We start from the raw sequence: 14,429 nt of genomic DNA on the forward strand, positions 1-14,429 counted from the left end.
CCTATACGGCAGTGAACCAATGCTCGCAATTGCTGTTCTGATTTGGGGCTTTCTAAGCTGCCTATACGGCAGTGAACATGCCAAAGTGGGTATCGTAGAAGATATGACTTTTCTAAGCTGCCTATACGGCAGTGAACTCTGATAGAGATTCTTTAAGTGCAAGAGTTTCTTTCTAAGCTGCCTATACGGCAGTGAACCAATGCTCGCAATTGCTGTTCTGATTTGGGGCTTTCTAAGCTGCCTATACGGCAGTGAACTTGATAGTGGTGGAGTATTAAGAACGCTTTCATTTCTAAGCTGCCTATACGGCAGTGAACCGCCAAGAAGATAATTTTGGTGATGAAATCACTTTCTAAGCTGCCTATACGGCAGTGAACTAAAGACAAAATTAAATGCGGTGTTTTTCTGCTTTCTAAGCTGCCTATACGGCAGTGAACTCATAAATATGAGAAAGTGCACCCTCTGGTATTTTCTAAGCTGCCTATACGGCAGTGAACATAAAGTAAGCGGTAAGTTGGTGTGCTTGGGTTTTCTAAGCTGCCTATACGGCAGTGAACGTAGCGAACTTCATCATTGGTGAGCTCCACAATTTCTAAGCTGCCTATACGGCAGTGAACCGCTTTCGCAACTCATCAATCTCAGCTTGCCTTTTCTAAGCTGCCTATACGGCAGTGAACGTGGCTTTCTTGTTGATCACCCAACGGTTGATTTTCTAAGCTGCCTATACGGCAGTGAACTCGTACTTACTACCTTGTGGCAACATCAACACTTTCTAAGCTGCCTATACGGCAGTGAACTCCCAAACGGTAAATATGTTTTTTATCGTGGCTTTCTAAGCTGCCTATACGGCAGTGAACTCACACCTGACACAATTACATCATCTGTTAACTTTCTAAGCTGCCTATACGGCAGTGAACTTATTGGGGCGATATTCGCACTGACTTTGAGTTTTCTAAGCTGCCTATACGGCAGTGAACGGAATCTAACAAATTTCCCTGATAATGTTGGTTTTCTAAGCTGCCTATACGGCAGTGAACGCAGTCAAGTTGTTGGATACAAATATTATGCTTTTCTAAGCTGCCTATACGGCAGTGAACAGGAATAACATATGACATCATTAAGTATCGCTTTTCTAAGCTGCCTATACGGCAGTGAACGTTTATGAACATTCTCCAGCGTAGTGATGATTTTTCTAAGCTGCCTATACGGCAGTGAACAAATACCTGTTGTGAATGAGCCTTTCCATGTCTTTCTAAGCTGCCTATACGGCAGTGAACATTGAACAGAAAAGCGAGGGTTTTTTTGGAATTTTCTAAGCTGCCTATACGGCAGTGAACAATCAATGTAAAAAATGATGGAACTGAGCAATTTTCTAAGCTGCCTATACGGCAGTGAACAAACTATTATTTCTTCTGATGTGGTTGTAACTTTTCTAAGCTGCCTATACGGCAGTGAACGTTGAGGACAGAATCCTGCTCTAGTTGAAAGATTTCTAAGCTGCCTATACGGCAGTGAACTCATCCACGTAAAAATTCTTATCAATATTGCATTTCTAAGCTGCCTATACGGCAGTGAACCTCGGTTTGTTCGCTATCTATGCATTAATTATTTTCTAAGCTGCCTATACGGCAGTGAACTATAATTTTAACATCAAAAATAAAGCTATAACAGCAAGTTATGCTTAAAATCCTATAAAAGACCCAAGTATTAACTTACTATTATAACTTATTGATTTTATTAAGCTGTTAAAGAGTGAAAAAATATTGGGTTAAAATTCGGGTACGGATGATACTGAACTTAATCCATAAGTACTAAAAACCTGAGTTTCGGTTTTTTCAGCAGGTTGCTTTTCGATAAACAATTTAAAACGTTTTTCACTTTGCTGATCTGAAGTGCTCAAACTTTTCATTTCGATATATGGAAAGTTCGTTGTGGTAACTACATTGCTATATCTTGCTAATGCTTCATCAAAACCAATATCGCCACGTTTAATACGATGCCGTGCCAAACGCTGGGCATTGGTTTTCACTTGCTTACGCTTGTAAATGGCATAGCCTTTAATATCGCTAGGTACTTCACGAATAGAAGTGATATGCACATAATCTTCTAAACGTTCCAGCCATTTTCGAATATCTAATTTTTTTAAATCAGCTTCAGACTCAGCAAATAAACGAAGTTTGTTACCTAGATTGATCCTAGCTTTTTGGTTTTCTACTTTTTCCTCAAAAATATATTGAGGGAAAGAAGCACCAATTCCCACCTTATCTGAATCATCCTTTATTTCAGCCAATGCTATATGTAATTGCGTATAAAGCTTAGACCAAATGAAATATGGGGAAATTTCAGCCTGATCAATCAAGGTAATTTCCTGATAAAATTTCATAATCAGTCATTTCCACCAAAGACGCCACCACGGATTAAATTTGCAACCACAAAATGTTGATCATCTTTAGAGATCTCTTCATTTTCTAGCCAGTTAATAAGTAGAGTATAGAAATCTGTTTTACTGATTCGATATGCTTGACCACGGTTTGGTACTGAGCCATATGGTTCAACTGCAATAGGTGCTTTTATTGAATCACTATTTTCTACTGTGTACCAATCGTCAATCGTTCGAATAGCATTACCAATTTTTTCAGAGTGGATACCGGCACACATACCTTGATTCGTTTTAATCTGATATAAATATTTAGACTTTTGGCCTTTTGGTGGTTTATCTACAAATTCTTGTGATGGAAATATATGTTGCCCTTCACCAACTTTAGCAAATGCCGTCACCTCTAATAATAAATAATTATCTTCACTAAAGCTTTTAGCAACTAGCTCTGCAATTTCCATCGCTTGTTTATCTTCTAGCTCATCAAAATTATTTAATGAATGCTGATAAGCATTTTCAAAGTTCCAAATCTGATTAGTGTCTGTATTTCTAATTTGTAAAGCAATATTTTCTGCACCCAAACGATTTCGCCATAAGAATCGAGCATTGATCAAGTTTTGAACATAGCGTTTTGCTAATGTTAAAAATCCAATGTCTTGCTGATATGTTGCAAATTTTTCTTTTAATTTAATCTCAAAATCTGGACGATTATGCGTAGTAGGTTCAGCAATATTTCCTAAGAATTTCACTGTAAAGAAAACTTTTAAAGTATCCGCTTCAAATGGTAGACGCGCATCATCTCCCCATACTAAATTTGGGTCAGTTTTCTCGGCATCATCTACGCCATATTGGCTTTTTGTACCTCTATTACGCTTTTCATGTAGATCGATATTTTTCCATGCTGTTGAATTAGCGCGCTCTGACCATAAGCCTGACTGCATTAAGGCATCCGAAGGTTCAATTTTACGATTAAATGCGAGTACGCTTGGTACTTTCGCGCTATCAGTTGCTACTTTAGGTTTCTTCGCCATGTTATTTTTTCCTTTTTAGTTTGAAAGATTAATTGAAATCAAAGTTAAATGAACCATCATCTAAGGCTGGTTGTGGTTGTTCAATAGGTTCTATATTTGCTTGAAAATTTTGCTTCTGTTGGCATAAATACCATTCGTCTTCTATGTGATATCTCCAAATCAAATCAGATAAGTTCTGTATTCGGTGTGTACTACGCCATTCACCAATACTATGTACAGATTCAACAAATCGGAAGGGATATCGTGGATCACGATGGTGTTCAACTTCTTGCCCCTCATACAATGGACTAATCCCTTTAAAACCAATCATCAAGGGTACAAACCAACCTCTAGGATTGGGTTTATCTTTACGTACCCATTGCACAGTACTTTGATCTTCATCAATTTTAGATTCTGCTTTATAGGCAAAAAAATCTGTCCATAAATCGAATAAATCAGAATTTGGATCATCTATTTTTGATTGTTCCACATGCTTTTCTAAGGTGGATGTCGCATCAAGTAATACAAAGCTAGGTAAGAGCTTTCTTTTTAATTTGTTGAGATCTGATTCTTCAGTCCAAAAGCTAATATTTTTAATATTCGTAATACTTCCACCGACTAAACGTGCTTGATATACCCATTTTTTTAAAGATTTTTGATAAAGTTTTTTTTGTTCATCTACACCTGACAACACCTGTTTACATTGTAATAGTAAGGAAATTGTTAAATCCATTTTCCCTTCTTCAATAATAGGTGGTGTTTTATTGGCTTCTGCACGATATTTTTGCCCTTGTAATGTCACAGGCGGGCGTTTACTTTGAATAAATCGAACATCATATTGTTCATTGGTATGCAAGGTAAAATCATGACTAAAAATCGCACAACCTACAATTTCTATGCCAAACTCAGCATTAAATTTACGGGAGATCGCATGAGTAAAGCCTAAAAAACCTGTGATTGCTGGAAAACCATAGGTAAATCCCGCAATACAATTTGCATCTTCCACGCTAACTTTTTCTAATAAAATATATGAGGTCATTCAATTGACTCCACTGTTAATACTGCATGAAAATCTTTAAAAACAGGATGTAGTGCATTAAACCAAATTGCTTTTAATTCTCTATGCTCATATTTCTCACCCATATTTTTATTGATCCACTTCGAAACTTGTTCTGTAAATTCATCAATAAATGCTTTATTTTCCTGTTGCTTACTTTCAATTGGATCTAAAAACGCACGTAAATAAGGTTCAATTTCTAGATCATTTGCCCAACCTTTGGCATAACTTTGCTGAATCCATAAAATTTGATGAATCACTTCATCTGCGATTGATTCGAGTAATTCTGTTAAAACATTTCTTCGATTTAAATTAATGCTCAGATTCTCTTTTTTCATGACATAGAATAATCTTTTAATTTCTTTGAATATTTCTACACTATGAGTTGTGCGACAACGTGCTAAAAAGTTTTCCATATTCGGAGGTGGTAAAGCATCTTTTCTCCACTGTGGCGGATTTGCTTGGAAAAAATATAAGCCTCCCCGACGTGTTCCATTTAATTTAGACGCATTTTGATGATTACTTTTCGTCACACTTAAAAAAGCAGTTTTAGGAAAAAATGTATAAACACCTTCATAGCTTAGATTTTGTTTTCTCGCTTGATTAACAGGCGTATCCTTAGAACGACTATATGTGATTTTTTCAAAAATTTTATGTGCCAAAGCACTCGATTTAACAGGCGAAATGACATGATAATGATCATCTACTGGAATATAGACTTGTTTGGCTAAGACGTGACTATTTAACTTTTTTGCCACATAGGCTTCTGAAATTTGCATTTGCCATTGTTTTCGAACATCGGCATTGTCTGATATTTTACTAAAATAAATTTCATCTTCCGCTAGAAATTGCCCTAAGTTTTTGTCTAAATCAATAACGTTAAAGCTTAAGAATTCGGCAACAGGTGCATAACTCGCATCAGTATAAGCACTGTCTGATTCATTTACATTTGCTGTTTGTGTCGTCAGTAAATAATGATATTTTTGTTGTGGAATCAAATCGATTAAATTAATGGCTTTATTACTAGAATGAGTGAGTTTTGCTACATGGCTGACATTCAAACTCACTTTACTCGCATTTTCAGCAATATAAGTTATCCATGATACAATTTCATGATCGCTGTGGATCTTAGATAATTGCTCATCGGTAAAAGCCTCTTTCAGTTTTTTTCGCTCAGCTTCTACTTTTTTATCTATACGTTGCCTTAAAAAGCTTTCGATACTGGCATGTATCACATCAACATTCATTATAATCTCCTATAATTTTTTATCTAAGAACACGCCTAAAAAAGGGTGATAGTAATATTGAATATTTTTATCATCCAACAGAGATACTTCCCCATAATTTAAAACAACTTGCCTTTGTGAACTTTCTAAAATTTCTTCAATATCATGATAACGTTGATTTTCATCTGTACTAAACCACATTTGACTGTTTGGATGAAAACTTAAATTTTTATAGCTCCGAATCTCATCAACCATAGAAAATGTATAATTTTTTTCATCGTAACTATACCACTGCATTTTTCCTGTGCTAGTAGGTATAAGATAAAGACTTTTTTCAGCTTGAGATTTTCGAAATGGCTGACGTCGTTGTAACTCCCCGCTCCAAGAGAGTGAATTACACCACCATAAACGTGCGTTATTATCTTCTTCACGTGCACCCAATAACGTCATGGCATAGGCCGTTTGTTCCAGTGTTACTAAGTCGTTAAAAATAGGTAGCTCTGTTCTTGTGGGTGGTTTAATAAAATAAATACTTGGAATAGCATTGATATATTGATATTGCTCTATTGTCAGTAAATTTCGTATTTCTTTATTCTCACTTAAATGACGACCACTTTTATAATTTCCTTCAAAACCAGGTTTAGTAAATGCTACCGTTTGCTTTTGTAAAGCACGAATGTTTTGATTCAAAATAAATAAGTTTTCCTTATTCACATTTTGTTTTCGATGTCTTTGAATACGCCCTGCTAACTGTACCAAAGATCGCATAGAACTCGGCTCAGCAATTGCCCAATCATAGTCATGATCTCGTCCAACCTCACAGACAGATGTCGCCAATACGATAAAAATATGTTTTTTAATTTTTGGATATTTATGGATTGCATTAGAAATTTCTGGTTGCATCCAAATTTTATCTGCTCTTTTTCGATTTAAAATTCGATCTAGTTTTTCTTCAATAAAAGAACGCTGTGCTAAGGTGAATTTACTATGATAAATACAGTAATGAAGCATCGTTTGTTCATCAATATGCTGAGTCAGCAAATTTTGAGCAACCTGAACAAGAGGATTAATATTCGCAAAGCGAATCACACCTAAAGAAATTTCCACACCGTTTTCACTTGTCTGATGATGATGTGTATGTGCTTCAGCAATCCCTTTTAATAAAGTATTGACTACTTTTTCTTGAATATTTAGGCCTTCTTGAATCTCTAATATTTTGGCTTTTCTTAATCTATTTTCATCTGCTTTGAGTTTTTTAATACGCTCATTCACATAGAGAGTATGATGCTTACAGAATTCAGGAATAGTTGAACTTTCTAGCTCTTTTACTGCAAACTCATCAAACCAAGCACATACAATCGGCTTTTGTTGTTGATGACCTAACATGGCTTGTTGATATTTTTGTCGACCTAAAGCATAGGATTCATATAAAGCAAAAGCCATAGCAGGAGGAATGGTCGCACTAGATAATAAGACTTTAGCACCTAACATCCCTGCCCAATTGACCAAGCGCGAAAGTGCAGGTAAATCATCTAGTCCAAACTCATCAGGTTCATCTAAAATTAAATCTGAGCTGAGTAATCGTAAAATGGGGGCAATTTGTCGCCCACCTCTTAAGCTTTCTGTCGCTGGGATTAAATAATCGATTGTGCTGACCAAAATTGGGGCATGTAATAATTTTTGAATTTTAGGGTCTTTCCCAAACCATGTTTTTAATAAGCTATCTGCATCTATATCAGGATAATCCACATCAAAGCTGTCTTCGGTATCTTCTAGGCTTTCACTGCCACGCATAGCAAATTCATTTTTTTCTAAATCGGCTAATAATTGCTTTTGTTGTTGAGCATCTTTATCTTGTTGAAAAGCCTTTTGTAGGCGTTGTATCGCACTTGAACCAATAATGGTCGCAATATCACTGTCATCTAACTTCAAGTTTTGCTTTAGGGCATCTCCTGTTTGTGTTGTTAATGTACGAAGACCTAAAGCAATACTAAAGCGGGTGCCTTTTTCGATATCAGATAAAGCGTACATGATACGGGCATTGGCAATCGTTTTGCCCTTTCCTGTACTTGCCATATTAATACCAAAGAAACCACATTCATTACTACGAATATTCAGTTTTTTGCATAGCTTAACGGCTTTATCTTGCCACTCACTCAACTGGGGATCTGAATTTGAAAATCCTCGATCCAATATTCGATTCACCCCCAATTCAGGGAGTTCAGCAATAAACTGTGGAAGTTTACGACTGTAAATATAAGCATAAAAACTAACTGCTAAATTATGTTCATCTAATTTTTGTTTTAATTTTTGTTCATTATCTGTATTGGCATATGCCTGATAAGTTTGATCTTGTAGTTCAACTCTCGCATTTTGTGCTGAATACCAATGATCGGTCATCATTAACATTAAACGTGATAAATGCATGGTTAAAGGATCATCTAACCAGTTCAATTGTTGAATTTGAGCAATTTGATTACAACCTCTTTTTGAAAGTAATTGTGCTTTTAACCGCCACTCTTGGCTACGTACAGGTAAACCATGACTAAACATCCAGTTTTTTTCTATTTCTGTTGCAGTCCAGTCATATTTAATGCAATTCGGCGAATTCCATTTCACATCACATTCAGATAGCCAATATTGGCTTAAATTTTCAAATTTTGATAAACCTGACTTATGGATATTTAAGACAGGTGGGCTATTTTCAAAAAAAGGATAAATAGGTAAACGATGATGACTGAGTATCAGCCATGCAACTAATTGTGCAAATTGTGGTAAATAAGCAAATGTATCTCCGAGTTTTGGTCTTGAACGCATTTCCGATAATTTTTCAAGCCATCTACATTCATCAGAAGCCTGTAAATTCCCTAATTGGGTAAGCCACTGTTGATCACTTTGATCTACAATAAAAGCTTCAAATATTTTTAGTGAAATCCATTCGTGTCGGTATGGTTCATAACCCTTTTCAGTTTTAATTTCAGGGTTTAACTTGGCTTGAAATAAATCATTTGCTTTGCCAAAATCATGAAATAAACCTGCGATTCCTGATGCAATTGCAACCAATTCCAAATTTTGCCATAAATGCGATGATTTCCAAGGGTTTAGACTTTTCTGCGTCGTATTAACTGGCACCACACCCTCACGATTAAACTTATTCCGATTCCCCACAATCCACAGCAACTCACTTCTACGTCTACCCCGAATCCAATGACAACTGACCGCAGTACTTTTGGTCACGGTTTTACGCAGCAATTTTTTAACTGCAATTAAACCTTCCTCAGTAATCACTGTCTGCCAGGTGTTATCACCAATTCGGTCTGCAAAGGCATCTAATACCCGACGCGTTCGTGGAATGGCTTTCTTTTCGCACTGGCTAATAAAGGTCACAATCATAATGTTTCTCCATCTACATCATGATTTTTACAAGCTTGTGCTTTGACTTGATCAAACATAAAGTCCAGACATTTATGCTCGGTAAATTTCTGCAAAATCTGCTGTCTAAATTCTTGTTCAGTCATTTTTTCTTTGGCGCAAATAAAGGCATAAGGCAAAACCACAGCATCCTTAATTAAATCCGCCACATCAAACACTAAAGCCCCTCGACGCGTCTTGCCATGCATGACTGCAAAACCGTGTGGAATTCCAAGTACCCAAAGTGTTGTCGCTGCTAAACCATAAGCCAGATAATTGCCATGATTTAAAAAATCATTGGCTAAATCACCTTGTTCAGGATTGCGACTAAAATCCTTTAAACCTGTACGAGTCGCTGCAATTTTATAAAGTTGCTTTGTGGTTGCAGCTTCTGCAAGTAGTAAGTCTCCGACTTTAGTTTGTTGTGAAATTCTTGCTGCATAACCCGTTAAAGCCTGTTGAATATCTAAATCATCCACATGAAAGGTATATTCTTTTAAATCTCGGTCTTTCGACCAAATCTTCTGAATATATTCAACTCGTGCCAATTGAAAATGTTTAGCAACATCTAAGCGTTTGGCTTCATCAAACCAAAATTGCATCCAACCTTGCATATACTCAGTTGGACGGTATTCACTTTGTGGTGTCATCCATTCAATTTCACAGCCCATAAACAAAGGCGTGCCACCTCCACCTGCAAAACCAACCAGAACACCTGCACTTGCGAGCATGCGCATTGCTGCTTGAGTAATTGATGTGCCTGTACCCAATAGAATCACTGTAGTATTGGCAATCGGAATATTCCAGTACTGATTTTCGTTTTTAGCCTCGGTCAGATAAAGAACTCGACCATCTTTCTGCATCACACGGCAATGTTCAAGATAGTACAAATTGGCACGTTTCGAATGTAATATTGCTTTTAGATCTGATGGATTAAGCTGTTCCATTCTTATCATCAATTATGAAGAAGAGTTGTCCTTAAAATATCCTGTTCGAATAATTATTTAAAGAAATTTTAGGAAATTAACGTCACATATTGACGCAGTCTTTTTCAAGAATTTGTGTGATTCATACAGTTAAAAATATTTTTAAAACTTAATACACTGCGGCAAATATCTTCTTGTCTTTTCCGCCCAACCAAACTAAATACTCATTCTCTATTGCCTGCTTATACGCCCAATCGGCAACCCGATGCGAACGTTGCAGATCGGTTAGAAAACCTAATTGAGAAATTTCTCGAATAATAGATTGATCATGCAGATGATTACGTTCCTGCCACTGATGTAAGAATTGCTGTGATGCTAAATAATTACTTTTTTGTGAGTTGCATTTTTCATCCGCCAGGACAAAATTATGTCCGGTATCGGCAGGATATAAAGACCATGGAATAAAATGATCCACGGCATATTTTGAATTTTTGAGACTTTTTCCACAGTAAAAACACTGGCATTGCTGTAAGTCAATTAAGAAGTCCGCGACCTGCCCCAATTGATTACGACTTGGAGCAAACATGAATTCATCTAGGTCAGGCAAACCATCCAGTACCACCAGGTTCTGCTTGTTTAGCCGAACAAAATCAATCCAGCGCTTCTGGCACAACTCTTCAATAATTTCACTGAACTGTCTCAAACAATACATCACTTTGGGTAAAAGCTTGAGGGACTGTTTGGAGTCTTCAAGGCAATAGAGAAATTCTACCGTTTGACCATTCAGATTCTGCAAATATACTACCGGCATTTGCTTAACCCTTGTCGCAACTGTTCGCTTCAGCCTGTTCCAGTAAAGTACATCCTTTCTCAACGCGGCCAAGGTCTTGAATTGTTGCTGTGCATTCTGAATTTCACTAATGATTTTTGCTTGCTGTCCAGTGGCTTGTTTAAGGATAAAAGGTTCATAATGGTTGAACTGGAACGGCAGTGACTGTTTCCAGTACAGGTCAATAAACTTTTCAGCAATATCCTGATATTCCAAATGCAAGGCAGCACCGGTATCTTGACCCTGTTCAATCGCCAGACGCGTGATACTTATCAGCAAAGCAAACTTATATGTCGAAGTAAAAGTCCCTGACTGCAATATCTGCTGAATATGCTTCAAGAATTTTAACTGTTCTTGAGGGGTTGGTATTTCGGCTATACTGAATAACATATCTAAGCCTGCACTTTTCTAATCAGAATATTAAGCCACTCTTCTGTACGGTCTGGACGTTTATCTACAGTAATCCATTGCTGTAACAGTAAAGCCTGATCTATTTGTTTGAGTAAGTCGTAAGCTTGCTGCTCATTCAAGTCAGTAAAGCTGCGCCCTTCTTTCTCACGGTCTGAATCGCCATATTTAAAAGACATATAACACACACCATTTGGCTTTAATGCTTTAAATATGCGCGCCAGCACTTCAGTCAGGCGATCTCTTTCACAGTGCAAAAGAGAAGCACAAGCCCAAATCCCATCATACTTAGCTACTTCATTCAGCTCATAAAAACTTTGCTGACGTACCTCGATGCCTGTCAGCTCTCTCGCCTTTTCAACCAGCTCGGCAGAATAATCAATTGCCTCAACTTGATAGCCTTTTTTCTTAAATGCCAGAGTGTCACGCCCAGAGCCACAGCCCAAATCCAGGATCAATGCCTGTTCCGGCAAATATCTTAGAAATGGTGCGTAAAGACTTTCCATCTCAACCTGATAGGTATTTTCAAAAAATGCTTGAGCATGTTGATTGTAATAATTTGATGTTTGATTCATTGTCTAAAAGCCAATATCTTATGTTAAAGAACATACTGATATTTCACTAGATAAGTCAAATGATCAGTCCTATTCCAAGCACCAACCCTATAAGAACAGAGCTGGCAACCAAGAGAATCCTGCTCACGAACAACAACCACTCTATACATCAGATACCGAACAACCCAAATCGAATGTCTGGATTTGGGTAATTTTTGGATTATTTTGTTTTATTGTCGGGGCAATTATTTTTTAAATTTAGCCATTCTTTGCACCCATAACATTCATTCCTATAGGCAAAATTTAATTCATTCATTACTATGGACAGATGTTAAATACAATAAAGGCTGCCACTGATGTCTGATAATGACAGTACTCTGGATTATGATGAAAATGATTTAATCGATTCTCCCTTGTCTCAAATTTTACAAGAGGATAATGAGCAAATTGAAGTTCTAATTTATCGATTACCTGATAGTGACTGGACACTGGAAGTGGTAAACCAAAATGGTACTTCTACGGTATGGGATGAAACATTCCCGTCAGATCAGGAAGCTCTATCTGTTGCTATAGATGGAATTAAAGCCGCAGGCGGTATTCAAGCATTTTCCGAACTCAGTGACCTCGAAGCAAAGAAAAATATTTTTCCTGAATCCCTTACTCGCCATTAAAAATGAAGCTGCTAGCGTGGATATGAATCAGTATTTTCTGGATTCTTAGAACCTATCGTGATGATAGGTTCACTTCAAGCCTAACCCCTCTAGGGTCGAAGGGTCAAAATTTTCATCAAACACAAACTCATCTACTCGCCCTTTTCTTAATGTCGCTAAGGCATAAAAGAAACATTTCTCACATAACTGCAATTCATATCTTTCCCCGTCATGCTTGGAACCATAGCCCCAATGCGCCGATAAAGTGCCAAACTCTAGTTTCGTTGATTGGTTGCATATATCACATACAGCATCTGTAACGACTTCTACCAGTTTCTATTGTTTAATTTCCATATTAAGAAACTCTTAGTTTTAAAATAAATAGCATTGCTATAAGTTGTGACCCCGTTCTTAAAAATATAAAAAATCACAATATATTGTATATAGTTTGTAAATATACACAAAATATAGGGTAGATCAATCTTGTTTAATATTTCAAAAAATTATAAGAATATTCACTTGATTATTTTTTACACTTATGAAGGACTATGGAAACCGCTTTTGATTTCAATGAAAAATTTGGCACACCTAAAAAATTGTTGTGCAAAAATTTTAATAAAATCCAAATCAGTATCCACCCTGATTTTTCTGGAATTTATCTTTGCTATCAAGAGGCTTTCAAATCCTTAAAAGCTGATCTATCAATATTGACTTCTTACCCTGAAATCCGTGTCTGGAAAGACCCTAATAGATCTGGCTATACCATCGCAAATGCCTGTCAGTGGCACTTATATTGGTCTAAGAACACACCTAAGAATATCAACTTACTCGTCCATTCTTTTCCTCAAGATGAGGACAAAATTGAGCTATTAAAAAAAGAGGCAAGTTTGGAATTCATGAGATTTCTGGCCTCTTATCACCATGATCTGGATCGAATGAATCCTGCAAAAATGCAATCGCTGATCAATGCACATATCTCATATGAAGTTATCTTGGCTTTAAACAAAGAAAATTCTTTCAAACCTCACCGTACTATGAGCTTAGACCTGCTAGCAAAACTACTCTCATTCACACGAAATCAGCTGAATTATCGAAATAAAGTTATAAACCGGCAAAGACAGAAGATTTTTGATCAACTGCAACAAACCAGTGGAATTGTGCAACAACTTTTAAACAATGTGGACTTCGTTCTCACGCCAGATCAGCTATGGAAAGCATAATGTCAGAATATAACCCAAACCATCAAAATGCTGCTGATATTCCGCGGGTATCATTAAAACAGACACTGGAAAAACTCTTTGGTAATGAGCAGTTCAACCGTGCAGAACATATTCAATATATTGCTGATTTACTGACTTTACACCCCACTGATCAATATCTGAAGGAGCTGAATCTCGATCTATTAGATTTTGATCTACAAACTAATTCTGTTGTTGCTAGACCCGCTGCCTTGGTCTCCTCTCGAAAACATACTGTTAGTGCAACACCCGTTACTTGGTATGTGAACTCAATTGCACAATTAGCAAAGTCAGAAGAAAATGCCTTAACCTGGAATATTCTAGTTTTAAAAGCAGCAATTTATTTAATTGCTCTTCCTGAGCTCAAGCCAGATCTTTTTAAACAAGCGCACGCCGAACACTTCAATACCGTAAAGCGCTTATTCCAGCGCTTTAGGACTGCAAATAAAAATTTAGATACTGAAAAAAAATATCATAATACAGAAGAATATAAACGCCTCTGGAATGTCTATCTTAAAGATCTAACGCTGAGCTTAGAGCAATTTATTCAACATCTGATCACATTAGATACGGATGAATTGCCTGAGTTTGATCGCAATCTACTCAATGATATTCGCATTACTTTTAACTATGTTTTAAAAAACAAAGCGAAGATTGCACGTGCAAGGGCTTTGTTGCACAAAGATTTGAAATGCAAAGCGCCCCTAATTGAGCCAAATTTAAGGCGTAACTTGGGTAAGTGG

11 protein-coding genes, 2 pseudogenes and 1 CRISPR repeat array are annotated in these 14,429 nt (G+C 36.8%); of the genes and pseudogenes, 4 read left to right on the plus strand and 9 right to left on the minus strand.

Going from position 1 to position 14,429, the window contains the following annotated elements; translation table 11 throughout:
• Positions 1-49 precede the first annotated feature (49 nt).
• Positions 50-1,637: a CRISPR direct-repeat array (repeat unit 28 nt; unit sequence TTTCTAAGCTGCCTATACGGCAGTGAAC).
• 131 nt (positions 1,638-1,768) lie between these two features.
• The 8 genes from cas6f to NO346_RS14420 form a co-directional block, all read right to left on the minus strand.
• Positions 1,769-2,383, minus strand: a complete 615-nt coding sequence (cas6f, locus tag NO346_RS14385) for a type I-F CRISPR-associated endoribonuclease Cas6/Csy4 (protein ID WP_004907042.1) — start codon at positions 2,381-2,383, stop codon at positions 1,769-1,771.
• Positions 2,384-2,385: 2 nt separating this feature from the next.
• Positions 2,386-3,408: a type I-F CRISPR-associated protein Csy3 gene (gene csy3 / locus NO346_RS14390; protein WP_087547274.1), complete on the minus strand. Its 1,023-nt coding sequence runs from the start codon at positions 3,406-3,408 to the stop codon at positions 2,386-2,388.
• 28 nt (positions 3,409-3,436) lie between these two features.
• Positions 3,437-4,426 (minus strand): type I-F CRISPR-associated protein Csy2, encoded by a 990-nt coding sequence (gene csy2 / locus NO346_RS14395; protein ID WP_087547275.1) that lies wholly within the window; start codon positions 4,424-4,426, stop codon positions 3,437-3,439.
• A complete protein-coding gene (locus tag NO346_RS14400) occupies positions 4,423-5,691 on the minus strand; it encodes a type I-F CRISPR-associated protein Csy1 (protein WP_087547276.1) in 1,269 nt (422 codons plus the stop codon). The genes csy2 and NO346_RS14400 overlap by 4 nt, the downstream gene beginning before the upstream one ends.
• Before the next feature lie 9 nt (positions 5,692-5,700).
• The gene (gene cas3f / locus NO346_RS14405; protein WP_087547277.1) at positions 5,701-9,063 is read right to left on the minus strand and encodes a type I-F CRISPR-associated helicase Cas3f; all 3,363 of its coding nucleotides are present in this window, start codon (positions 9,061-9,063) and stop codon (positions 5,701-5,703) included.
• On the minus strand, positions 9,060-10,028 hold the full coding sequence (gene cas1f, locus NO346_RS14410) for a type I-F CRISPR-associated endonuclease Cas1f (protein WP_005163444.1): 969 nt from the start codon (positions 10,026-10,028) through the stop codon (positions 9,060-9,062). The genes cas3f and cas1f overlap by 4 nt, the downstream gene beginning before the upstream one ends.
• 148 nt (positions 10,029-10,176) lie before the next feature.
• Positions 10,177-11,226, minus strand: a complete 1,050-nt coding sequence (locus NO346_RS14415) for an HNH endonuclease (protein WP_256415581.1) — start codon at positions 11,224-11,226, stop codon at positions 10,177-10,179.
• A gap of 2 nt (positions 11,227-11,228) precedes the next feature.
• Positions 11,229-11,819 carry a bifunctional 2-polyprenyl-6-hydroxyphenol methylase/3-demethylubiquinol 3-O-methyltransferase UbiG gene (locus tag NO346_RS14420; RefSeq protein ID WP_256415582.1) on the minus strand — a complete coding sequence of 197 codons (591 nt, stop codon included), beginning with the start codon at positions 11,817-11,819 and terminating at the stop codon, positions 11,229-11,231.
• Positions 11,820-11,886: 67 nt separating this feature from the next.
• Between NO346_RS14420 and NO346_RS14425 the strand changes: the two are divergent.
• Together NO346_RS14425 and NO346_RS14430 are read left to right on the plus strand one after the other, a co-directional pair.
• A pseudogene (locus tag NO346_RS14425) lies at positions 11,887-12,054 on the plus strand (DUF4236 domain-containing protein); the annotation flags it as partial.
• Positions 12,055-12,154: 100 nt separating this feature from the next.
• The gene (locus NO346_RS14430) at positions 12,155-12,469 is read left to right on the plus strand and encodes a hypothetical protein (RefSeq protein ID WP_256415583.1); all 315 of its coding nucleotides are present in this window, start codon (positions 12,155-12,157) and stop codon (positions 12,467-12,469) included.
• 69 nt (positions 12,470-12,538) lie between these two features.
• On the opposite strand, the gene NO346_RS14970 is transcribed toward NO346_RS14430, so the two are convergent.
• A complete protein-coding gene (locus tag NO346_RS14970) occupies positions 12,539-12,781 on the minus strand; it encodes a hypothetical protein (protein WP_371924589.1) in 243 nt (80 codons plus the stop codon).
• Between the two features lie 215 nt (positions 12,782-12,996).
• On the opposite strand from NO346_RS14970, the gene NO346_RS14435 reads away from it, so the two are divergent.
• Positions 12,997-13,668 (plus strand): hypothetical protein, encoded by a 672-nt coding sequence (locus NO346_RS14435; protein ID WP_194596855.1) that lies wholly within the window; start codon positions 12,997-12,999, stop codon positions 13,666-13,668.
• Positions 13,668-14,429: pseudogene (locus NO346_RS14440) on the plus strand (hypothetical protein); the annotation flags it as partial. The gene NO346_RS14435 and the pseudogene NO346_RS14440, both read left to right, overlap by 1 nt.

Source organism: Acinetobacter sp. 5862 (assembly GCF_024494585.1).
GTDB lineage: Bacteria > Pseudomonadota > Gammaproteobacteria > Pseudomonadales > Moraxellaceae > Acinetobacter.

Coding starts and splice junctions, on each gene's coding strand:
- csy3 (WP_087547274.1), bottom strand. CDS start 3,408: ATGGCGAAGAAACCTAAAGTAGCAACTGATAGCGCGAAAGTACCAAGC.
- NO346_RS14420 (WP_256415582.1), bottom strand. CDS start 11,819: ATGAATCAAACATCAAATTATTACAATCAACATGCTCAAGCATTTTTT.
- NO346_RS14430 (WP_256415583.1), top strand. CDS start 12,155: ATGTCTGATAATGACAGTACTCTGGATTATGATGAAAATGATTTAATC.
- cas6f (WP_004907042.1), bottom strand. CDS start 2,383: ATGAAATTTTATCAGGAAATTACCTTGATTGATCAGGCTGAAATTTCC.
- csy2 (WP_087547275.1), bottom strand. CDS start 4,426: ATGACCTCATATATTTTATTAGAAAAAGTTAGCGTGGAAGATGCAAAT.
- NO346_RS14415 (WP_256415581.1), bottom strand. CDS start 11,226: ATGTTATTCAGTATAGCCGAAATACCAACCCCTCAAGAACAGTTAAAA.
- NO346_RS14400 (WP_087547276.1), bottom strand. CDS start 5,691: ATGAATGTTGATGTGATACATGCCAGTATCGAAAGCTTTTTAAGGCAA.
- cas3f (WP_087547277.1), bottom strand. CDS start 9,063: ATGATTGTGACCTTTATTAGCCAGTGCGAAAAGAAAGCCATTCCACGA.
- cas1f (WP_005163444.1), bottom strand. CDS start 10,028: ATGGAACAGCTTAATCCATCAGATCTAAAAGCAATATTACATTCGAAA.
- NO346_RS14435 (WP_194596855.1), top strand. CDS start 12,997: ATGGAAACCGCTTTTGATTTCAATGAAAAATTTGGCACACCTAAAAAA.